The sequence below is a fragment of the Pantoea deleyi genome (assembly GCF_022647325.1).
GTDB lineage: Bacteria > Pseudomonadota > Gammaproteobacteria > Enterobacterales > Enterobacteriaceae > Pantoea > Pantoea deleyi.
The window spans coordinates 2035970-2049885 of record NZ_CP071405.1; the positions used below are offsets into that span (position 1 = coordinate 2035970).

A 13916-nucleotide genomic window follows, 5' to 3' on the forward strand; every position below is an offset into this window, starting at 1 on the left:
ATAAGTGTCAGGACAGCGGTCAGGCGCCTGGATCGATATCTTTAATGGCATAACGGGCGATGTTCTCTTCGGTGATCGCGCTGCCGGTTAACTCTTTGGTTATCCGTCCCTCGCGCATCACCAGCACCCGATCCGAGATGCGGATGATCTCCGTCATCTCCGACGACACCACCACAATCGCTTTGCCCGCCTGGGCCAGTTTTTCAATCAGATGATAGATCTCTGACTTGGCCCCGATGTCGATGCCGCGCGTCGGCTCATCAAACAGGAACACCTCCGCATCCGCGGCTACCCAGCGGCCGATGATCACCTTCTGCTGGTTGCCGCCGCTCAGCGTGCCGATGGGCTTTTCGATGTCGAGCGGCCGCAGGCGCAGATCGCCCATCACCCGCAGCGCCTCGCGGCCCAGCCGGGACTGACTGATCAGGCCCGCCGCCGTGAAGCGATGCATCGACGGCAGCGCCATGTTCATCTTCACCGCCCGCTCTTTGATGATGCCCTCTTTTTTACGATCTTCGGGCACCAGGCCGATGCCGGCCTGAATCGCGGCGCGCACGCTGTGATTCCTGACCGCCCTGCCGTTAACGCTCACGGTGCCGCGGGTTCGTCTGTCGATACCGGCGATCAGTTTCAGCAGTTCGGTGCGGCCCGCGCCGACCAGTCCGGCCACGCCCAGCACCTCGCCCGCCCGCACGCTGAAGCTGGCAGAGACCACCTCGCTGCCGCGCGTCAGATCCTCGACCCGCAGCACTTCGCGGTCGCTGACGAACGCCTGATGGTCGAGCTTGTCGATCTTCCGTCCGACCATTCTGGCGACGATGCTCTCCTCATCCTCATCGCTGATGTTGACCACGCCGACCTGCCTGCCGTCACGCATGATGGTGGCGCGGTCACAGACCCGGAAAATCTCATTCATCTTGTGCGACACGTAGATCAGCGAAACCCCGGTCGCTTTGAGATCGCCGATCAGTTCTGCCAGGCGGTCAAACTCGCGCGGCGTCAGGCTGGAGGTCGGCTCGTCCATGGCGATGATGCGGGCGTTATCCAGCAGCGCGCGGGCAATCTCCACGATCTGCTGCTGCGACACCTTGAGGTTTCTGATTGGCGTGTCGGGATCGATGGTCGGATCCAGCGTCTTCAGAATCAGGGTGGCGCGCGCCAGCTGCGCTTTTTTATCGACCCACATCCCCCCGGCGCGGGTCAGCGGGCGGCCCAGAAACATGTTCTGCGCCACAGAAAGCTCAGGCACATGCTGCAGTTCCTGGTGGATCATCGCGATCCCGGCCTGACGGGCGCTGAGCGGCGAGCGGATCTGAACCGGACTGCCGTTGACGCTGATCTCACCGCTGTCCGCACCGCGCACGCCGGAGAGAATATTCAGCAGGGTGGATTTCCCCGCGCCGTTTTCCCCAATCAGCGCATGCACCTCACCGGGCCGCACCGAGAAATCGACATCCTGCAGCGCGGCGGCGTTACCGTAACTTTTGCTGATGCCGCGCATCGTTAAGCGAAACTCTTCCATACCCGCTCCCGCTGACTTACTGCTGCGCCAGCAACTGACGCAGCCGGTTGTTGTCTTTGGTGGAGAACGCATCGACGTTCTCTTTGGTGATCAGCGCCTGCGGTGTGGATACCACGCGCGACAGCTTCTGACCGTTGATCAGACGGATCATTACGTCCATCGCCACTTCGCCGGTCAGCACCGGGAAACTGTCCACCGTGCCGGTGAGTTCACCGCGCTTGATGGAGGCGTAGGCATCAGAGATGCCGTCAGTGCCGAAGATGGCAACCTGTGACGCTTTGTTCTGTGCGCGCACCGCTTCCACCACGCCCAGCGCCATGGTGTCGTTGTTGGCGTAGAAGCCGATCAGGTCGGGATGCTGCTGAAGAATGGTCGAGGCGGCATTAAAGGCCTGCTCGCGGCTCCAGTTGGCTGGCACGCTGGCAACAATCGTGAACTTACCGGCCGTCGCCAGCGTCTCTTTGAAGCCACGGGTACGCTGTCCGGCGGCATAGACGCCCGGCTGCCCCTCAATTACCGCCACCTTGCCACCCTGCGGATGGTGCTGGATAAACCACTTCGCCACCCGCACGCCGTTATCTTTCTGAACGTTACCCACGTAGTAACGCGCATTCGGCATCACCGCATCATTCACGTTGACTACCGGGATCTTTTTGCTGCTGGCACTCTCCAGCGCAGGCTCCAGGTTGATGTCGGTCTGAGGCGACACCAGCAGGCCGTTGAAGCCCTGCGAAATCAGCGTTTCGGCGATCGACAGCTGGCCAAGCTGGTCATCTTCATTGGCCGCCGCCTGATAGGCCACGGTGAAGCCATACTTCTTCGCGACGTTCTGGTAGCCCTCGCCGAGCGAACGCCAGTATTCATTGGTCAGGGTCTTGGAGACACCGCCAATCTTCAGCGATTTATCGACTTTCGGCAGTGCGCCATATTTGCTGTCGAGCTGGGTCCAGTCGGTGCGATCCGGTTCGGTGTCGGACTGCAGCGGTGCCAGCTCGGCCGCATAGACGGTGCTGTAGAGCAGTGAGGAGGCGATAACAGCGAGCAGGAGTTTTTTCATTTTTATATTCTCAGCATGTTGGGTAGGGTTTTTTTATGTTATCGGCTGGATCAGCCGTTATCGCGCCAGCAGAATGTCATTGACGATCTGCTGGGAGGCGACCGCATCCTGGCGCTCAATGGCCGCCAGTAATGCCGTGTTGCCGTGCAGCTGATCGCACAGCCGCAGCAGCCGGGTCACTGTCGCGATGTTGCTTTCTGCTTCCCGGATGGGGTCCAGCCCGCTGGCGTCCGGGAAGGTGTCGAAGTAATAGGCCCCACGATAGCCGTCACGCTGCATCTGCCAGAGAAACTCCAGCGTGGCGCGCGGGTTGACGGAGCCGACCATCAGGCCGTCGTCGCGCTTGCCCCAGCCGTCGTTCAGGTCCAGCCCCAGCAGCCGTGAACGCCGTGCCACCATCGCGGCGGCGTAAGCCGGCACCTCGTTGGCAAACAGTACGTGCGCAAAGTCGAGCGTGATCCCTAGGTTGGGGCAGCCCGCCTCTTCCACTGCCAGCAGGCAGGTGGTGGCGTTAGGGAAGATGCTATAGGCGCGCGGCTCGTTGGGTTTGTATTCGATGCTGACATCGACATCCGGCGCATACTCCGCCACTTCCCGCACGGCGCTGACGGCATCCTCCCAGATCTTCTTATAGTCCGCCTGGAAGCAGTAATCGAAACCATCCTGCCCCATCCACAGCGTCATCAGCCGTGAACCGAACTCCCGACCCGCATCGATGCCGCGTTTGGTCAGCTCGATCGCCTCGCGACGCACTTTTGCATCCGGATGGGTAAAGGCACCGATTTTGAACTGCGGGGCGTCCCAGCGCATCTGCATGCCGTTGACGGCCAGGCCTGCATCCTCAATCGCCTGACGCAGCGTGGGAATGTCGCTGGTGAGGTGCTGTGGAAAATTGAGATCGAGATGCGTTAAACCCTTTACCTTACCGGCACGGGCCACCATCTGCAGGACAGAGGGCTTGCCCTGCTGATCGGGCCAGTAGAGGTGCGCGCCCGAGGCGAATGAGTTGAGACGGGTTGCAAATTTCAGTTCCGACATAGGGGTCAATCCTTCAGAGAGCGTATTGTGAAGTACTTTTCATATTCACGATTAATTGTGAAGTTATGTATTAATCTACGCCTCGCCACTGAATGCGCAAGCCTGCCGGGCGGAGCAAATTACCAAACTGCGAGAGCTGTCACGAAATAGTTTCAGGGCGTGATTAAGCCAGCCGCGCGGCAGACTGGAGGGATCGGTTGTGAATACAGCAGGTTGCGGCAGAAAAGCGGAGGGAAGAGAGGCTGGCGGCGATGACGAAAAAAGCTGAGCGCCGGGCGGCGCTCAGCGGATCAGGATTATTTCAGCCGGAAAGCGACCACGCTGTCGCCTGCCGTGGTGCCCAGTGAGCCGTGACCGCCTGCGGCAATCACCACATACTGTTTGCCATCTTTACCCATAAAGGTGGAAGGCGTGGCCTGAGCACCGGCGCTCAGCTCGGTCTGCCACAGCAGTTCGCCGGTGGTGCTGTCGTAGGCACGGAAATAGTTGTCTGCCGTGGCCCCGTGGAACACCAGATCACCGGCCGTCAGCAGCGGGCCGCCGTGCGCGACCATTCCCATCGGGAAGCCGAGCGGGAAACGGCCAGGCAGGAAGCTGGTCTTCAGGTTGCGGGTCGTCCCCACGCGGCGCAGCCATTCGGTTTTGCCGGTCGTCAGATCCACCCCGACCATCCGGCCCCACGGTGGCGCGACGCAGGGGATCCCCAGGCCCGACGCCATCTGCTGGATGTGAATCGCATACTCACCGTGGAAGTTTTCGTTCCAGTACGGTGTGCCATCTTTGGTGAAGGTGCGCTGGGTTTCGGTTTCCGGGGTGCGTTTGATCAGGTTGTACTTGTAAGCCAGGCGCACCGGCGCGGCAATCAGCATCTGACGCTGCGGATCGACCGCCACAGATCCCCAGTTAAAGACGCCGATATTGCCCGGGAAGATCAGCGAGCCGGCTTCCGTTGGCGGCGTCCACGGGTTGCCGTCATAACGCAGCTTGCGGAAGGTGGTGCGACAGGCCATCTGATCAAATGGCGTGATGCCCCACATGGATTTCTCCGTCAGCGGCGCCGGAATAAAGTTCAGGCTGGAGACCGGCTGGGTCGGCGCATACTGCTCGCCTTTGATGCCCTCTACAGAGACCTTAACCTGCTCCACCGGATAGACCGGCTGACCGGTCAGGCGGTTCAGCACAAACAGGTTGCCGGTTTTGGTCGGCAGGATCACCGCCGGTTGCGGCGTGCCCTGATAGGTGATATCCACCAGCGACGGCTGCGACGGGTTGTCACGGTCCCAGAGATCGTGATTCGAACTCTGGTAGCGCCACTTAAAGGCTCCGGTTTTCAGGTCCAGCGCCACCAGCGCATCCCGGAACTTCTCGGTATTGCTGGCGGGATCGCGGTCAAAACCGACCTCATCCGGCGAGGCGTTACCAAAGGGCACGTAGACCAGACCATTCTTCAGGTCAGCGCTCAGGGTCGCCCAGGCGACCGGGGTATCCTGCGGATAGGTCGCGCCCTGGGCGATCGGCGCGGTGTTCTCCGGATTCGCCGGATCGAAGTTCCAGACCAGACGACCGCTGACGGCATCATAGGCGCGGATCACGCCCGACGGGTTGCCGCTGTGGAAGCCGTTATCCATCACCGAGCCGCCGAGGATCACCAGGTTGCCCGCCACCAGCGGCGCTGCGGTCTGCATCAGCGCGTGCGGACGCACCTCACCCATGCCAGCGCGCAGGTTGACCACACCGTTGTCACCAAAGTCCGCGCAGGGTTTACCGGTGTCTGCATCCAGCGCCAGCAGGCGGGCATCGGTCGTGGCGTTGAAGATACGCCTGCGGCACAGCGCCGGCGCAGCATCTGTCTGCGCCTGGGCCTGCCCGGCGTCGTAATAACTCACGCCGCGGCAGGTCTGATGCTGCTGCAGGTAGGAGCGGTTTTTATCCGGTGCGGTTTTCCACTTCACCGCCCCGGTTTCCGGGTCGAGCGCGTGGACTTCGTTGTGCGGCGTACAGAAGTAGAGCATGCCGTTGGCTTTCAGCGGCGTCGCTTCGAAGGTGTATTCGGTGGCATCGTCATCCTGACGCAGATCGCCGGTGTGGTAGGTCCAGGCCACTTCCAGATTGTTGACGTTATCGCGGGTAATCTGCTTCAGCGCTGAGAAGCGCTGGCCATCGGTGGTGCCGCCATAGGCGCTCCACTCGTCAGCAGCACCGCCGGTGGCGGCACTCTGGCGCGGCGTGGTGATAGTGCCCTGCTGCGGCAGCGGATCGTAGAAGCAGAGGCCGATAACCAGCAGCACCATCAGCCCGACCGTCCCGCCGAGCAGAGGATGAAAGCGGCGCTGTCCCTGATAGAGCGGGCGCACCACCCACGGCAGAGCCAGCCAGAGACCCAGCAGACCAAAGAGATCACCACGCGGGATCCACTGCCATTTATCGAAGCCCACTTCCTGGATAATCCAGAACAGGGTAATCCACATCAGCAAGGCATAAAGCGTCAGCGCACTGCGTCGGTTCAGCAGCAGCAGTATCGCGCTGACCAGCACCCCCGCGCCCATGGCGGCGTAAAACGCGCTGCCGCCGGCTGACAGAAGCTCTCCTCCCATGTACATCAGGGCAACGGCAAATATCACCATGATTATACTGGTTAATTTATTTATCATGATCCATCCTCGGGTCATTAGCGGCAATCACAAAAATTAATTTGCATACATATTTTCAACGAGATTTTAACTTATGTATCAAATATGTAAAAACATGCCGAAGTGTAAATGGTTAGAAATATTTATTATAAATTCAGCCGTTATGCGGGCTGCGGCGGCTTTTTTTCGCCTCTGAACGGCTGATATCGCGATATTCATCACAATAAATTAACGATAGTCGGCACATGACCGCATCTTTTGTTCAAAGCCGATCAAATATCAGACAAGCGGCGCTTCAGTAACCCGCGCTTAAGTCCGCGCGCAGAGCGGGAATAAGTATCAAATAATCGTAATGGTTTATCGCTTCGGTGGCGCAGAGACTCTTATTGCTGAAACCGGCAAAGCCATGTCGATGCGGTGATTAATGATGCAGATACCCCCCCTCCCCGGGGTGTCAATGCTTTTTGCCCTATTAAAACTGGCAGTTGATTTTGCTCACCTGCGATTTATTTAACGACAATTACCATTGAGAACAGATTAATAAACCGCGCGATTCTTTCACTGATTTGGATTTAAGATATTCCGCAGCGGGATGCCGCATATATCTGTGTTATCGTCCGTTAATATTCTTATTATTTATCCGGCCGTCAGGCGGGATTTTCTCTGGCAGCAATACACCAGGCAGGTAAACTATGTCCGCACTTCACGCGATATATCGCAAGTTCCGCTTTCCGTTTAAGTTCATTCATGCCGCTATACGCTACCCTGCTGCGCAGGCGCGCGTCAGACGTTATTCCGTCATGTCAATTGAGGAAACTATCGATCTGTTATTACGCGACCCAACGTTATCGCTGGCCCGATATGGCGACGGCGAACTGGAAATGACACGCTATAAAAACATCGGTTTCCAGCCCTTTAATCCGGAACTGTCAGCGCGGCTGAAGGGCGTGCTGCAGCACGGCGCGGCAGCCAGTCCGAACTGCCTGATCTGTCTGCCGGATGCGTTTCGCACTACCCGAAATATGCGCAGCGGATCGGCCCTGTTCTGGTTCTTTCATAAATCGTTTTACTTTAAAAATTATGAGTCTCTGCTGAATAAACAGTACCGTTACGGAAATACTTCGGTGACCCGTCCTTATCACGATTATAAAGGCAAGCAACTCTCCGCCAAAATATTTGACAAGTTTAAACAGCTTTATCGTCATCGCCGGGTTTTAATTGTGGAAGGCAGCGGCACGCGCCTGGGATTAGGCAACGATTTACTGGACGGAGCCCGTGAAGTGAAAAGAATTACCACGCTGAACCGTAATGCCTTTTCCGTTTATGACGCGCTGTTTAATGCCGTTCTAGCCCATGCCGTTAATTTCGATCTGGTCCTGATTTCATTAGGGCCGACCGCCACGGTGCTGGCGCATGATTTAAGTCAGCACGGGATCCGCTGTATCGACAGCGGCCACGTCGATATTGAATATGAGTGGATGCTGGCCAGTGCCACCCACAAAATCAAGGTGGAAGGCAAAAATGTGAATGAGGCGGGCGTTCTGTTAGGCGAACAGACCTGCGTGGCGGACATCACCTATCAGCAGCAGATCCTGCAGCATGTGGGCGACGTTCCGGCGCGAACCGTGCCAGCGCCCGAGGCGTTAGCAGACGCGGCGGTCGTTCCCCTGCCGCATCCCGGCCGCACCGGCCATCACGCCGCCTGAGGATCCCCATCGGCAGGCAAAGGCTGCACCGCATTGATGCGCAGGCGAATAATTAGCGGGATCAGCGCCCGCCGTTCAGCCCGTGCCGGGCGGCAAGCCGCCCCGTCAGCCGTGCCTTTTGGGGTCTGTCACGGTTCCGGCACCAAATTTGCTTTACCTCTCCTGACACCGTTCATCAGGAGATGTGAAATGAAACCGAGCCGTTACCGTTACACCCTGTTTTCACTGCTGTTCCTGATCGCGCTGATCAACTACATCGATCGCGGCGCCCTCTCCTTTGCTGCTAATGCGATTGCGGCAGAGTATCACTTCAGTAAAGTCCAGCTCGGCGCCGTGCTGGGCTATTTCGGCTTTGGTTATCTGCTGGGTTCGCTGTGCGGCGGCTTTCTTGCCGACCGCATCGGCACCAAAAAGGTCTGGCTGCTGGCGGGCGTGCTCTGGTCGCTGCTGGAGATCGCCACCGCCTGGGCCGGTGAGCTGGGCATGGCGCTGTTTGGCGGCTCGGCCATTATGGGCTTCGCGGCGCTGCGCATCCTGTTTGGTTTTGCCGAAGGTCCCGCCTATGCGCTGATGAACAAGACCATTGCGCACTGGGCACCGGACAACGAGCGCGGGTTCGCGCTGGGGATCGGCCTGCTCTCGACTCAGGTTGGCGCACTGCTGACCGCCCCGATCGCGGTGGGCCTGCTGCTGCTGACCCACGACTGGCGCATGATGTTTATCCTGCTGGGGATCTTCTCCCTGCTGGCGATGCTGCTGTTTGCCCGCACCTTCAGCGACAGCCCGGACCGGAGCCGCTTCACCAACGCTGCCGAGCGCGCGCTGATCCGGGACGGTCAGCGTCGCAGCGCGGGCGACAGCGTGCCTCTGCCCTGGTGGCGCTTCTTTACCAGCCGGACGCTGGTCTGCAACGCGCTGGGCTATTTCTCCTTCCTCTACATCACCTTCACGCTGGTGACCTGGATGCCGAAGTACCTGCAGGATAATTTCCATTACGACCTGCACTCGCTATGGTACGTCGCGATGATCCCCTGGAGCGGCGCCTGCATCACGGTGCTGCTGGGCGGCCGTATCGCCGATACCCTGCTGGCCCGGTTCCGTAATCTGCGACTGGCGCGCAATCTGTTCGCTGCCGTCACGCTGTGCGGCACCGCCTCCTGCTTTATGGCCATTCCCTATATGGGATCTGCCGCCGGGATCATCGCCCTGATGACGCTGGGCAATGCGCTGAATGCGCTGGTAAACAATGTCTACTGGTCGGTGGTGATCGATGTGACCCCTAAAGCCTCAGTCGGCACCTACAGCGGCATGACGCTGGCGATTGCCAACCTGGCCGCGATCATCTCGCCGATGCTCTGCGGCTGGCTGGCGGAATATCACGGCTATAACGCCATGTTTACGGTGACGGCGCTGATCGCGTTTGGCAGTATGCTGGCGATGACGCTGCTGCAGCCGGAAAAGCCATTGGTGGCCGAAACGCAGCCCGCCACGGCGGAGGTGACGACCGCCTGAACGCGTCTGCTGAGCGTTATCGTGAGAAACCTGAGCCGCCCACCGGGCGGCTTTTTGCGCTACAGGGCGCGGCTGTTCTGTTCGGGTCTGCCCCGGCGATCCCAGCGGCTGGCAACGAACCATAACAGCGCCGTCACCAGCCAGCCCACGATCCATGAGACATCGTTTCCGGCAAAAATCCAGGTCAGCGAGCCATGATGCAGCGGGTTATCGATAAAGGGTAACTGCACCATCACCCCCAGAACGTAGACGGCGATGCCCGCGACGTTCCAGCGGCCATAGCGGCCGTCGGGATCGGCCAGCGCCGGAACGTCCACCCGGCCGCGGGTGATCAGATAGAAATCGGTCAGGCTGATGGCGCTCCACGGCACAAAAAAGGCCAGCAGGAACAGCAGGAAGTGGGTAAAGGATTTCAGGAAGGCCGGTTCACTGAGCAGGGCTATCAGGCAGGCCACGGAGACCATGAGGATGACAAACAGAATGCGCCCGCCCTGGCTCAGCGTCGTCTGCCGGCGAAAGCCGGAGACGATGGTGGTCAGGGACATAAAACTTCCGTAGGCGTTGAGCGTGGTAAAGGTAATCTTCCCGAAGCAGATGGCAAAGTAGATCACCATCGCCATGCCTGCGGTACTGCCCAGACCAACGATGTAACCCACCTCATTACCGGCGAAGGCACTTCCGGCCAGCGCGGCGGCAATCACCCCCAGCGTCATCGAGGCCTGGGTGCCGAGTACGGTTCCGGCAAACACCGAACCGAACAGTTTCTTCGCGGAGACGTCTGCGGGCAGATAGCGCGAGTAGTCGGAAACATAGGGGCAAAAGGCGATCTGCCAGGATGACGAGAGCGACACCGCCAGCAGGAAATTTGCCGGGGTAAAGTGGCGATTCTGCCAGACGGCTGCCAGGTCATGCGTGGCAAAGAGCGTGATAAAGAGATACGCGAAGGCCAGCACGCCAATCACGCTCGCCAGCTTGCCCAGCTGATGGATCACGCGATACCCCATCACCGCAATCACCACGATCAGGGCGCTGAACACGATCATCCCGGTGGCATTGCTGACAGAGATCAGTTTCGCCAGCGCCTGTCCGGCCAGTACCGTGCCGCTGGCGGAGAATCCCACATACATGATGCAGACCAGCACCAGGGGGATGACCGCACCGTAAACGCCGAACTGCATGCGGCTGGTGATCATCTGGGGTAAGCCCAGGCGCGGGCCCTGTAGCGCATGCAAAGACATGATCGCGGCGCCGATCATCTGCCCCACCAGTAAGCCGACAAGCGACCAGACAACATCGCCGCCCAGTACCACAGCCAGCGCCCCGGTGACAATGGCGGTGATTTGCAGGTTGCCCCCAAACCAGAGCGTGAACTGGCTGAAAGGATGCCCATGACGTTCGCGCAGCGGAATGTAATCGATGGAGCGGGTTTCTGACAGGCGCGGTTGTGCCGCGTCCGGATACGCTGTAGCAGATGATTTGACCGACATAGATCCCTCGCTGATGCAGTGAGTCAGAGAAAACGAACAGGGCCGGATGACCGGTTGAGATGACATGTCTATACAATCAGGGAGAGTGTCACGCGCGGCAGGAAGTTACAAGACAGGCGGTCATTGGAAAATGTGATGACACCGACAGACCGGCACGCACGATCGGCAATGCGGGCGGCCGGGTCTTTTCCGCAGGGTAAAGGGCGGCGTCAGGCACGCACGATCGGCAATGCGGGCGGCCGGGTCTTTTCCGCAGGGTAAAGGGCGGCGTCAGAACGCCAGGGGTTACCCCTTCGCCACCACCCGCTGACGATGGCAGTCGGCGGGTTCGAGCTTCTGACCCTGCGCCGAGTAAACCTCCAGACGCGGCAGCGGCCTGCCTTCCGCATTATCCAGCAGCACCGAGTGGGTCTCGCCCTGCTCAAACAGATAGCGCTCACCCCACTGCCGCATCGCCACCACCACCGGAAAGAGTGCCCGGCCTCTTTCGGTCAGGAGATACTCGCGGTAGGCGCTGCCATCGGAAGCGGGCGCAATTTCCAGCACGCCGATCCCGACCAGCTGCTTCAGTCGCGACGCCAGAATATTTTTCGCCAGTCCCAGGTTGCGCTGGAAATCACCAAACCGGCGGACGTCATCAAAGGCTTCACGCACGATCATCATGCACCAGCGCTCACCTATCGACTCCAGGGTGCGGGCAACCGGACACTCGCTGGTTCTCAGGGATTCCTGCTTCGCCATCTCTTCTCTCACTTTCTCCGTTAACCGTGCCAGCTTAGCCCCTCCGAAAAGAAGTTGCAAAAAAAAACCATCCCGGTTAATGATATGGCCAATCCAGTTTCAAATAAAAACCCGAAGGCCAGACCATGATCTCAACGACCTCCAGGCGCGGGGATGCCGGACCACCGGCCCCCGCAACGCCGGTGCTTTCACCCCGGATGATTTTTCTCTTCTCGCTTACTGCGGCGCTGGCGGTCGCCAACGTGTACTCGGCGCAGCCGTTGCTGGCGTCGATCGCCGTCAGCCTGCGGATCGCGCCCGGCATCGCTGGCGCGGTGGTGACGGCCACGCAGATCGGTTATGCCCTGGGATTGCTCCTTCTGGTGCCGCTGGGTGACTGCGTGAACCGCAAAAAACTGGTGATTGCCCAGCTGCTGCTTTCCGCGCTGGCGCTGACCGCAGCGGCCTGCGCCTCCGGCCTGTTCACGCTGCTCGCAGCGATGCTGCTGGTGGGGTTAATGGCGGTGGTCACGCAACTGATGGTCGCCTGGGCCGCGATGCTGGCGTCACCGGCGCAGCGTGGCCAGGTGGTCGGCAGCGTCACCAGCGGGATCGTCATCGGGATCCTGCTGGCGCGGTTTGTTTCGGGGACGATCGCGGATCTGGCAGGCTGGCGCGCGGTCTACTTTACGGCCGCCTGTCTGTTACTGCTGATCGCCGGGGTCCTGGCGAAGGTGCTGCCCGCCTCCGCCGGTCAGGCGCAGCGACCGGCCTGGCCGCAGCGCCTGCTGTCGGTTCTCCTGCTTTTTCGCACAGAACCCCGCCTGCGCAGCCGGGGGATCCTCGCTCTGCTGATCTTTGCCGCCTTCAGCATGCTCTGGTCTTCCATGGCGCTGCCGCTGACAACAATGGCGCTGTCGCAGACTCAGATCGGCCTGTTTGGCCTGGCGGGGCTGGCCGGTGCGCTGGCGGCCGCCAGCGCGGGCGCCTGGGCTGACCAGGGACGGGGCCAGCGCGCCACCGGCTTTGCACTGGCGCTGCTGACGTTCGCCTGGCTGCCCGTTGCCGCGCTGCCGCATTCGCTGCTGCTGATGGTGGTCGGGGTGATCCTGCTCGACTTCGCGATCCAGACGGTTCATGTCATCAACCAGAGCCTGATCGTGGCGGCCCGGCCGGATGCGGCGAGCTGGCTGGTCGGTGCCTACATGTGCTTTTACTCCCTCGGCAGTGCGCTGGGTGCCCTTGCCGCCACCCAGCTGTATGCACACTGCGGATGGTATGGTGTCTGCGCTGGCGGGGCCGCCGTCAGTGCTGCCGCCTTTCTCTACTGGTCAGGAACCCGTCACGCATGAAACTCTCTCATCTGCTGCTCGCCGTGCTCATCACGGCCATCTGGGGCGTGAACTTCTCGGTGATTAAGCTGGGGTTGCACGCGGTCGATCCCTTTCTGCTGGCTGGGATCCGCTTCACGCTCTGCGCTCTGCCCGCGATACTCTTTATCAAAAAACCGGACGTGCCGTGGCGCTACCTGATCGGCTATGGGCTGGTGTTCGGGATCGGCCTCTGGGGGCTGGTGAACCTGGGGATTCAGGCCGGGCTGTCGGCGGGCATCGCTTCGCTGCTGTTGCAGTTCAGTGCCTTCTTTACCCTGCTGCTCGGCAGCCTGGTCTTTCGCGAACGCCTGAGCCGCTCTCAGATCGCCGGTGGGTTCATCGCCTGCGCCGGACTGCTGTCGATATTTTTCATCACCGATGGCTCGGTGACGATCTCCGGCGTGCTGCTGGTGCTGGCGGGAGCGATAGCCTGGAGCGTGGCCAACATCATCAGCAAGAGAGCGGGCACCCGGCAGGTGTTTGCGTTTCTGGTCTGGTCATCCGCCTTTGCGCCCCTGCCGCTCTTTCTGCTGGATGGAGTGGTCAACGGCATGGCGGGCTATCGGGCGCTGCACAGCCACGCCGACAGCCTCGCCCTGCTCTCTATTCTGTTCCAGGCCTATCCCAATACCCTGCTGGGCTACTGGGTGTGGAACGGCTTGCTGAAGCGCTACCCGGTCTCCACGGTTGCGCCCCTGTCGCTGCTGGTGCCCGTTTTTGGCATTCTGGGTTCGGTGGCGATCTTTGGCGAAACGCTTTCCACGCAGAAAATCGCTGCGCTGTTGCTGATCGTGACCGGACTGGCCGTGGGGCTCTATGGGCCGCGACTGGCGCGCCGCATCGGCCTGCGCGTCTGATGACGCCTCAGAGG

General features: G+C 60.2%; 10 protein-coding genes. 4 read left to right on the forward strand and 6 right to left on the reverse strand.

From position 1 onward, the window contains the following. Positions 1 to 19 precede the first annotated feature (19 nt). From J1C59_RS09565 to J1C59_RS09580, 4 genes are all read right to left on the reverse strand, one after another. Positions 20 to 1522, reverse strand: coding sequence for a sugar ABC transporter ATP-binding protein (locus J1C59_RS09565; protein ID WP_111140369.1), 1503 nt, complete (start codon positions 1520 to 1522; stop codon positions 20 to 22). A gap of 16 nt (positions 1523 to 1538) precedes the next feature. After that, positions 1539 to 2579 carry a sugar ABC transporter substrate-binding protein gene (locus J1C59_RS09570; protein ID WP_128086628.1) on the reverse strand — a complete coding sequence of 347 codons (1041 nt, stop codon included), beginning with the start codon at positions 2577 to 2579 and terminating at the stop codon, positions 1539 to 1541. A 57-nt stretch (positions 2580 to 2636) separates the two neighbouring features. Continuing rightward, positions 2637 to 3617 (reverse strand): TIM barrel protein, encoded by a 981-nt coding sequence (locus tag J1C59_RS09575; RefSeq protein ID WP_111140367.1) that lies wholly within the window; start codon positions 3615 to 3617, stop codon positions 2637 to 2639. A gap of 296 nt (positions 3618 to 3913) precedes the next feature. After that, on the reverse strand, positions 3914 to 6268 hold the full coding sequence (locus J1C59_RS09580) for a membrane-bound PQQ-dependent dehydrogenase, glucose/quinate/shikimate family (protein ID WP_128086629.1): 2355 nt from the start codon (positions 6266 to 6268) through the stop codon (positions 3914 to 3916). A gap of 671 nt (positions 6269 to 6939) precedes the next feature. On the opposite strand from J1C59_RS09580, the gene J1C59_RS09585 reads away from it, so the two are divergent. Beyond that, positions 6940 to 7953: a GT-D fold domain-containing glycosyltransferase gene (locus J1C59_RS09585; protein ID WP_140917234.1), complete on the forward strand. Its 1014-nt coding sequence runs from the start codon at positions 6940 to 6942 to the stop codon at positions 7951 to 7953. 189 nt (positions 7954 to 8142) lie between these two features. Beyond that, positions 8143 to 9465: an MFS transporter gene (locus J1C59_RS09590; protein ID WP_128086827.1), complete on the forward strand. Its 1323-nt coding sequence runs from the start codon at positions 8143 to 8145 to the stop codon at positions 9463 to 9465. A gap of 59 nt (positions 9466 to 9524) precedes the next feature. Here J1C59_RS09590 and J1C59_RS09595 read toward each other — a convergent pair whose 3' ends face one another. Further along, positions 9525 to 10952 carry a purine-cytosine permease family protein gene (locus tag J1C59_RS09595; protein ID WP_128086826.1) on the reverse strand — a complete coding sequence of 476 codons (1428 nt, stop codon included), beginning with the start codon at positions 10950 to 10952 and terminating at the stop codon, positions 9525 to 9527. Between the two features lie 285 nt (positions 10953 to 11237). Continuing rightward, a complete protein-coding gene (locus J1C59_RS09600) occupies positions 11238 to 11693 on the reverse strand; it encodes a winged helix-turn-helix transcriptional regulator (RefSeq protein WP_111140362.1) in 456 nt (151 codons plus the stop codon). 125 nt (positions 11694 to 11818) lie between these two features. On the opposite strand from J1C59_RS09600, the gene J1C59_RS09605 reads away from it, so the two are divergent. Beyond that, positions 11819 to 13024, forward strand: coding sequence for an MFS transporter (locus tag J1C59_RS09605; protein ID WP_140917233.1), 1206 nt, complete (start codon positions 11819 to 11821; stop codon positions 13022 to 13024). After that, positions 13021 to 13902, forward strand: coding sequence for an EamA family transporter (locus tag J1C59_RS09610; RefSeq protein ID WP_128086978.1), 882 nt, complete (start codon positions 13021 to 13023; stop codon positions 13900 to 13902). Before J1C59_RS09605 ends, J1C59_RS09610 begins: the two co-directional genes overlap by 4 nt. The last annotated feature ends 14 nt before the right edge of the window (positions 13903 to 13916 follow it).

What these genes read in the sequence shown, in the direction of transcription:
- J1C59_RS09565 (WP_111140369.1), bottom strand. Translation starts at nt 1,522, where the DNA reads ATGGAAGAGTTTCGCTTAACGATGCGCGGCATCAGCAAAAGTTACGGT.
- J1C59_RS09570 (WP_128086628.1), bottom strand. Translation starts at nt 2,579, where the DNA reads ATGAAAAAACTCCTGCTCGCTGTTATCGCCTCCTCACTGCTCTACAGC.
- J1C59_RS09575 (WP_111140367.1), bottom strand. Translation starts at nt 3,617, where the DNA reads ATGTCGGAACTGAAATTTGCAACCCGTCTCAACTCATTCGCCTCGGGC.
- J1C59_RS09580 (WP_128086629.1), bottom strand. Translation starts at nt 6,268, where the DNA reads ATGATAAATAAATTAACCAGTATAATCATGGTGATATTTGCCGTTGCC.
- J1C59_RS09585 (WP_140917234.1), top strand. Translation starts at nt 6,940, where the DNA reads ATGTCCGCACTTCACGCGATATATCGCAAGTTCCGCTTTCCGTTTAAG.
- J1C59_RS09590 (WP_128086827.1), top strand. Translation starts at nt 8,143, where the DNA reads ATGAAACCGAGCCGTTACCGTTACACCCTGTTTTCACTGCTGTTCCTG.
- J1C59_RS09595 (WP_128086826.1), bottom strand. Translation starts at nt 10,952, where the DNA reads ATGTCGGTCAAATCATCTGCTACAGCGTATCCGGACGCGGCACAACCG.
- J1C59_RS09600 (WP_111140362.1), bottom strand. Translation starts at nt 11,693, where the DNA reads ATGGCGAAGCAGGAATCCCTGAGAACCAGCGAGTGTCCGGTTGCCCGC.
- J1C59_RS09605 (WP_140917233.1), top strand. Translation starts at nt 11,819, where the DNA reads ATGATCTCAACGACCTCCAGGCGCGGGGATGCCGGACCACCGGCCCCC.
- J1C59_RS09610 (WP_128086978.1), top strand. Translation starts at nt 13,021, where the DNA reads ATGAAACTCTCTCATCTGCTGCTCGCCGTGCTCATCACGGCCATCTGG.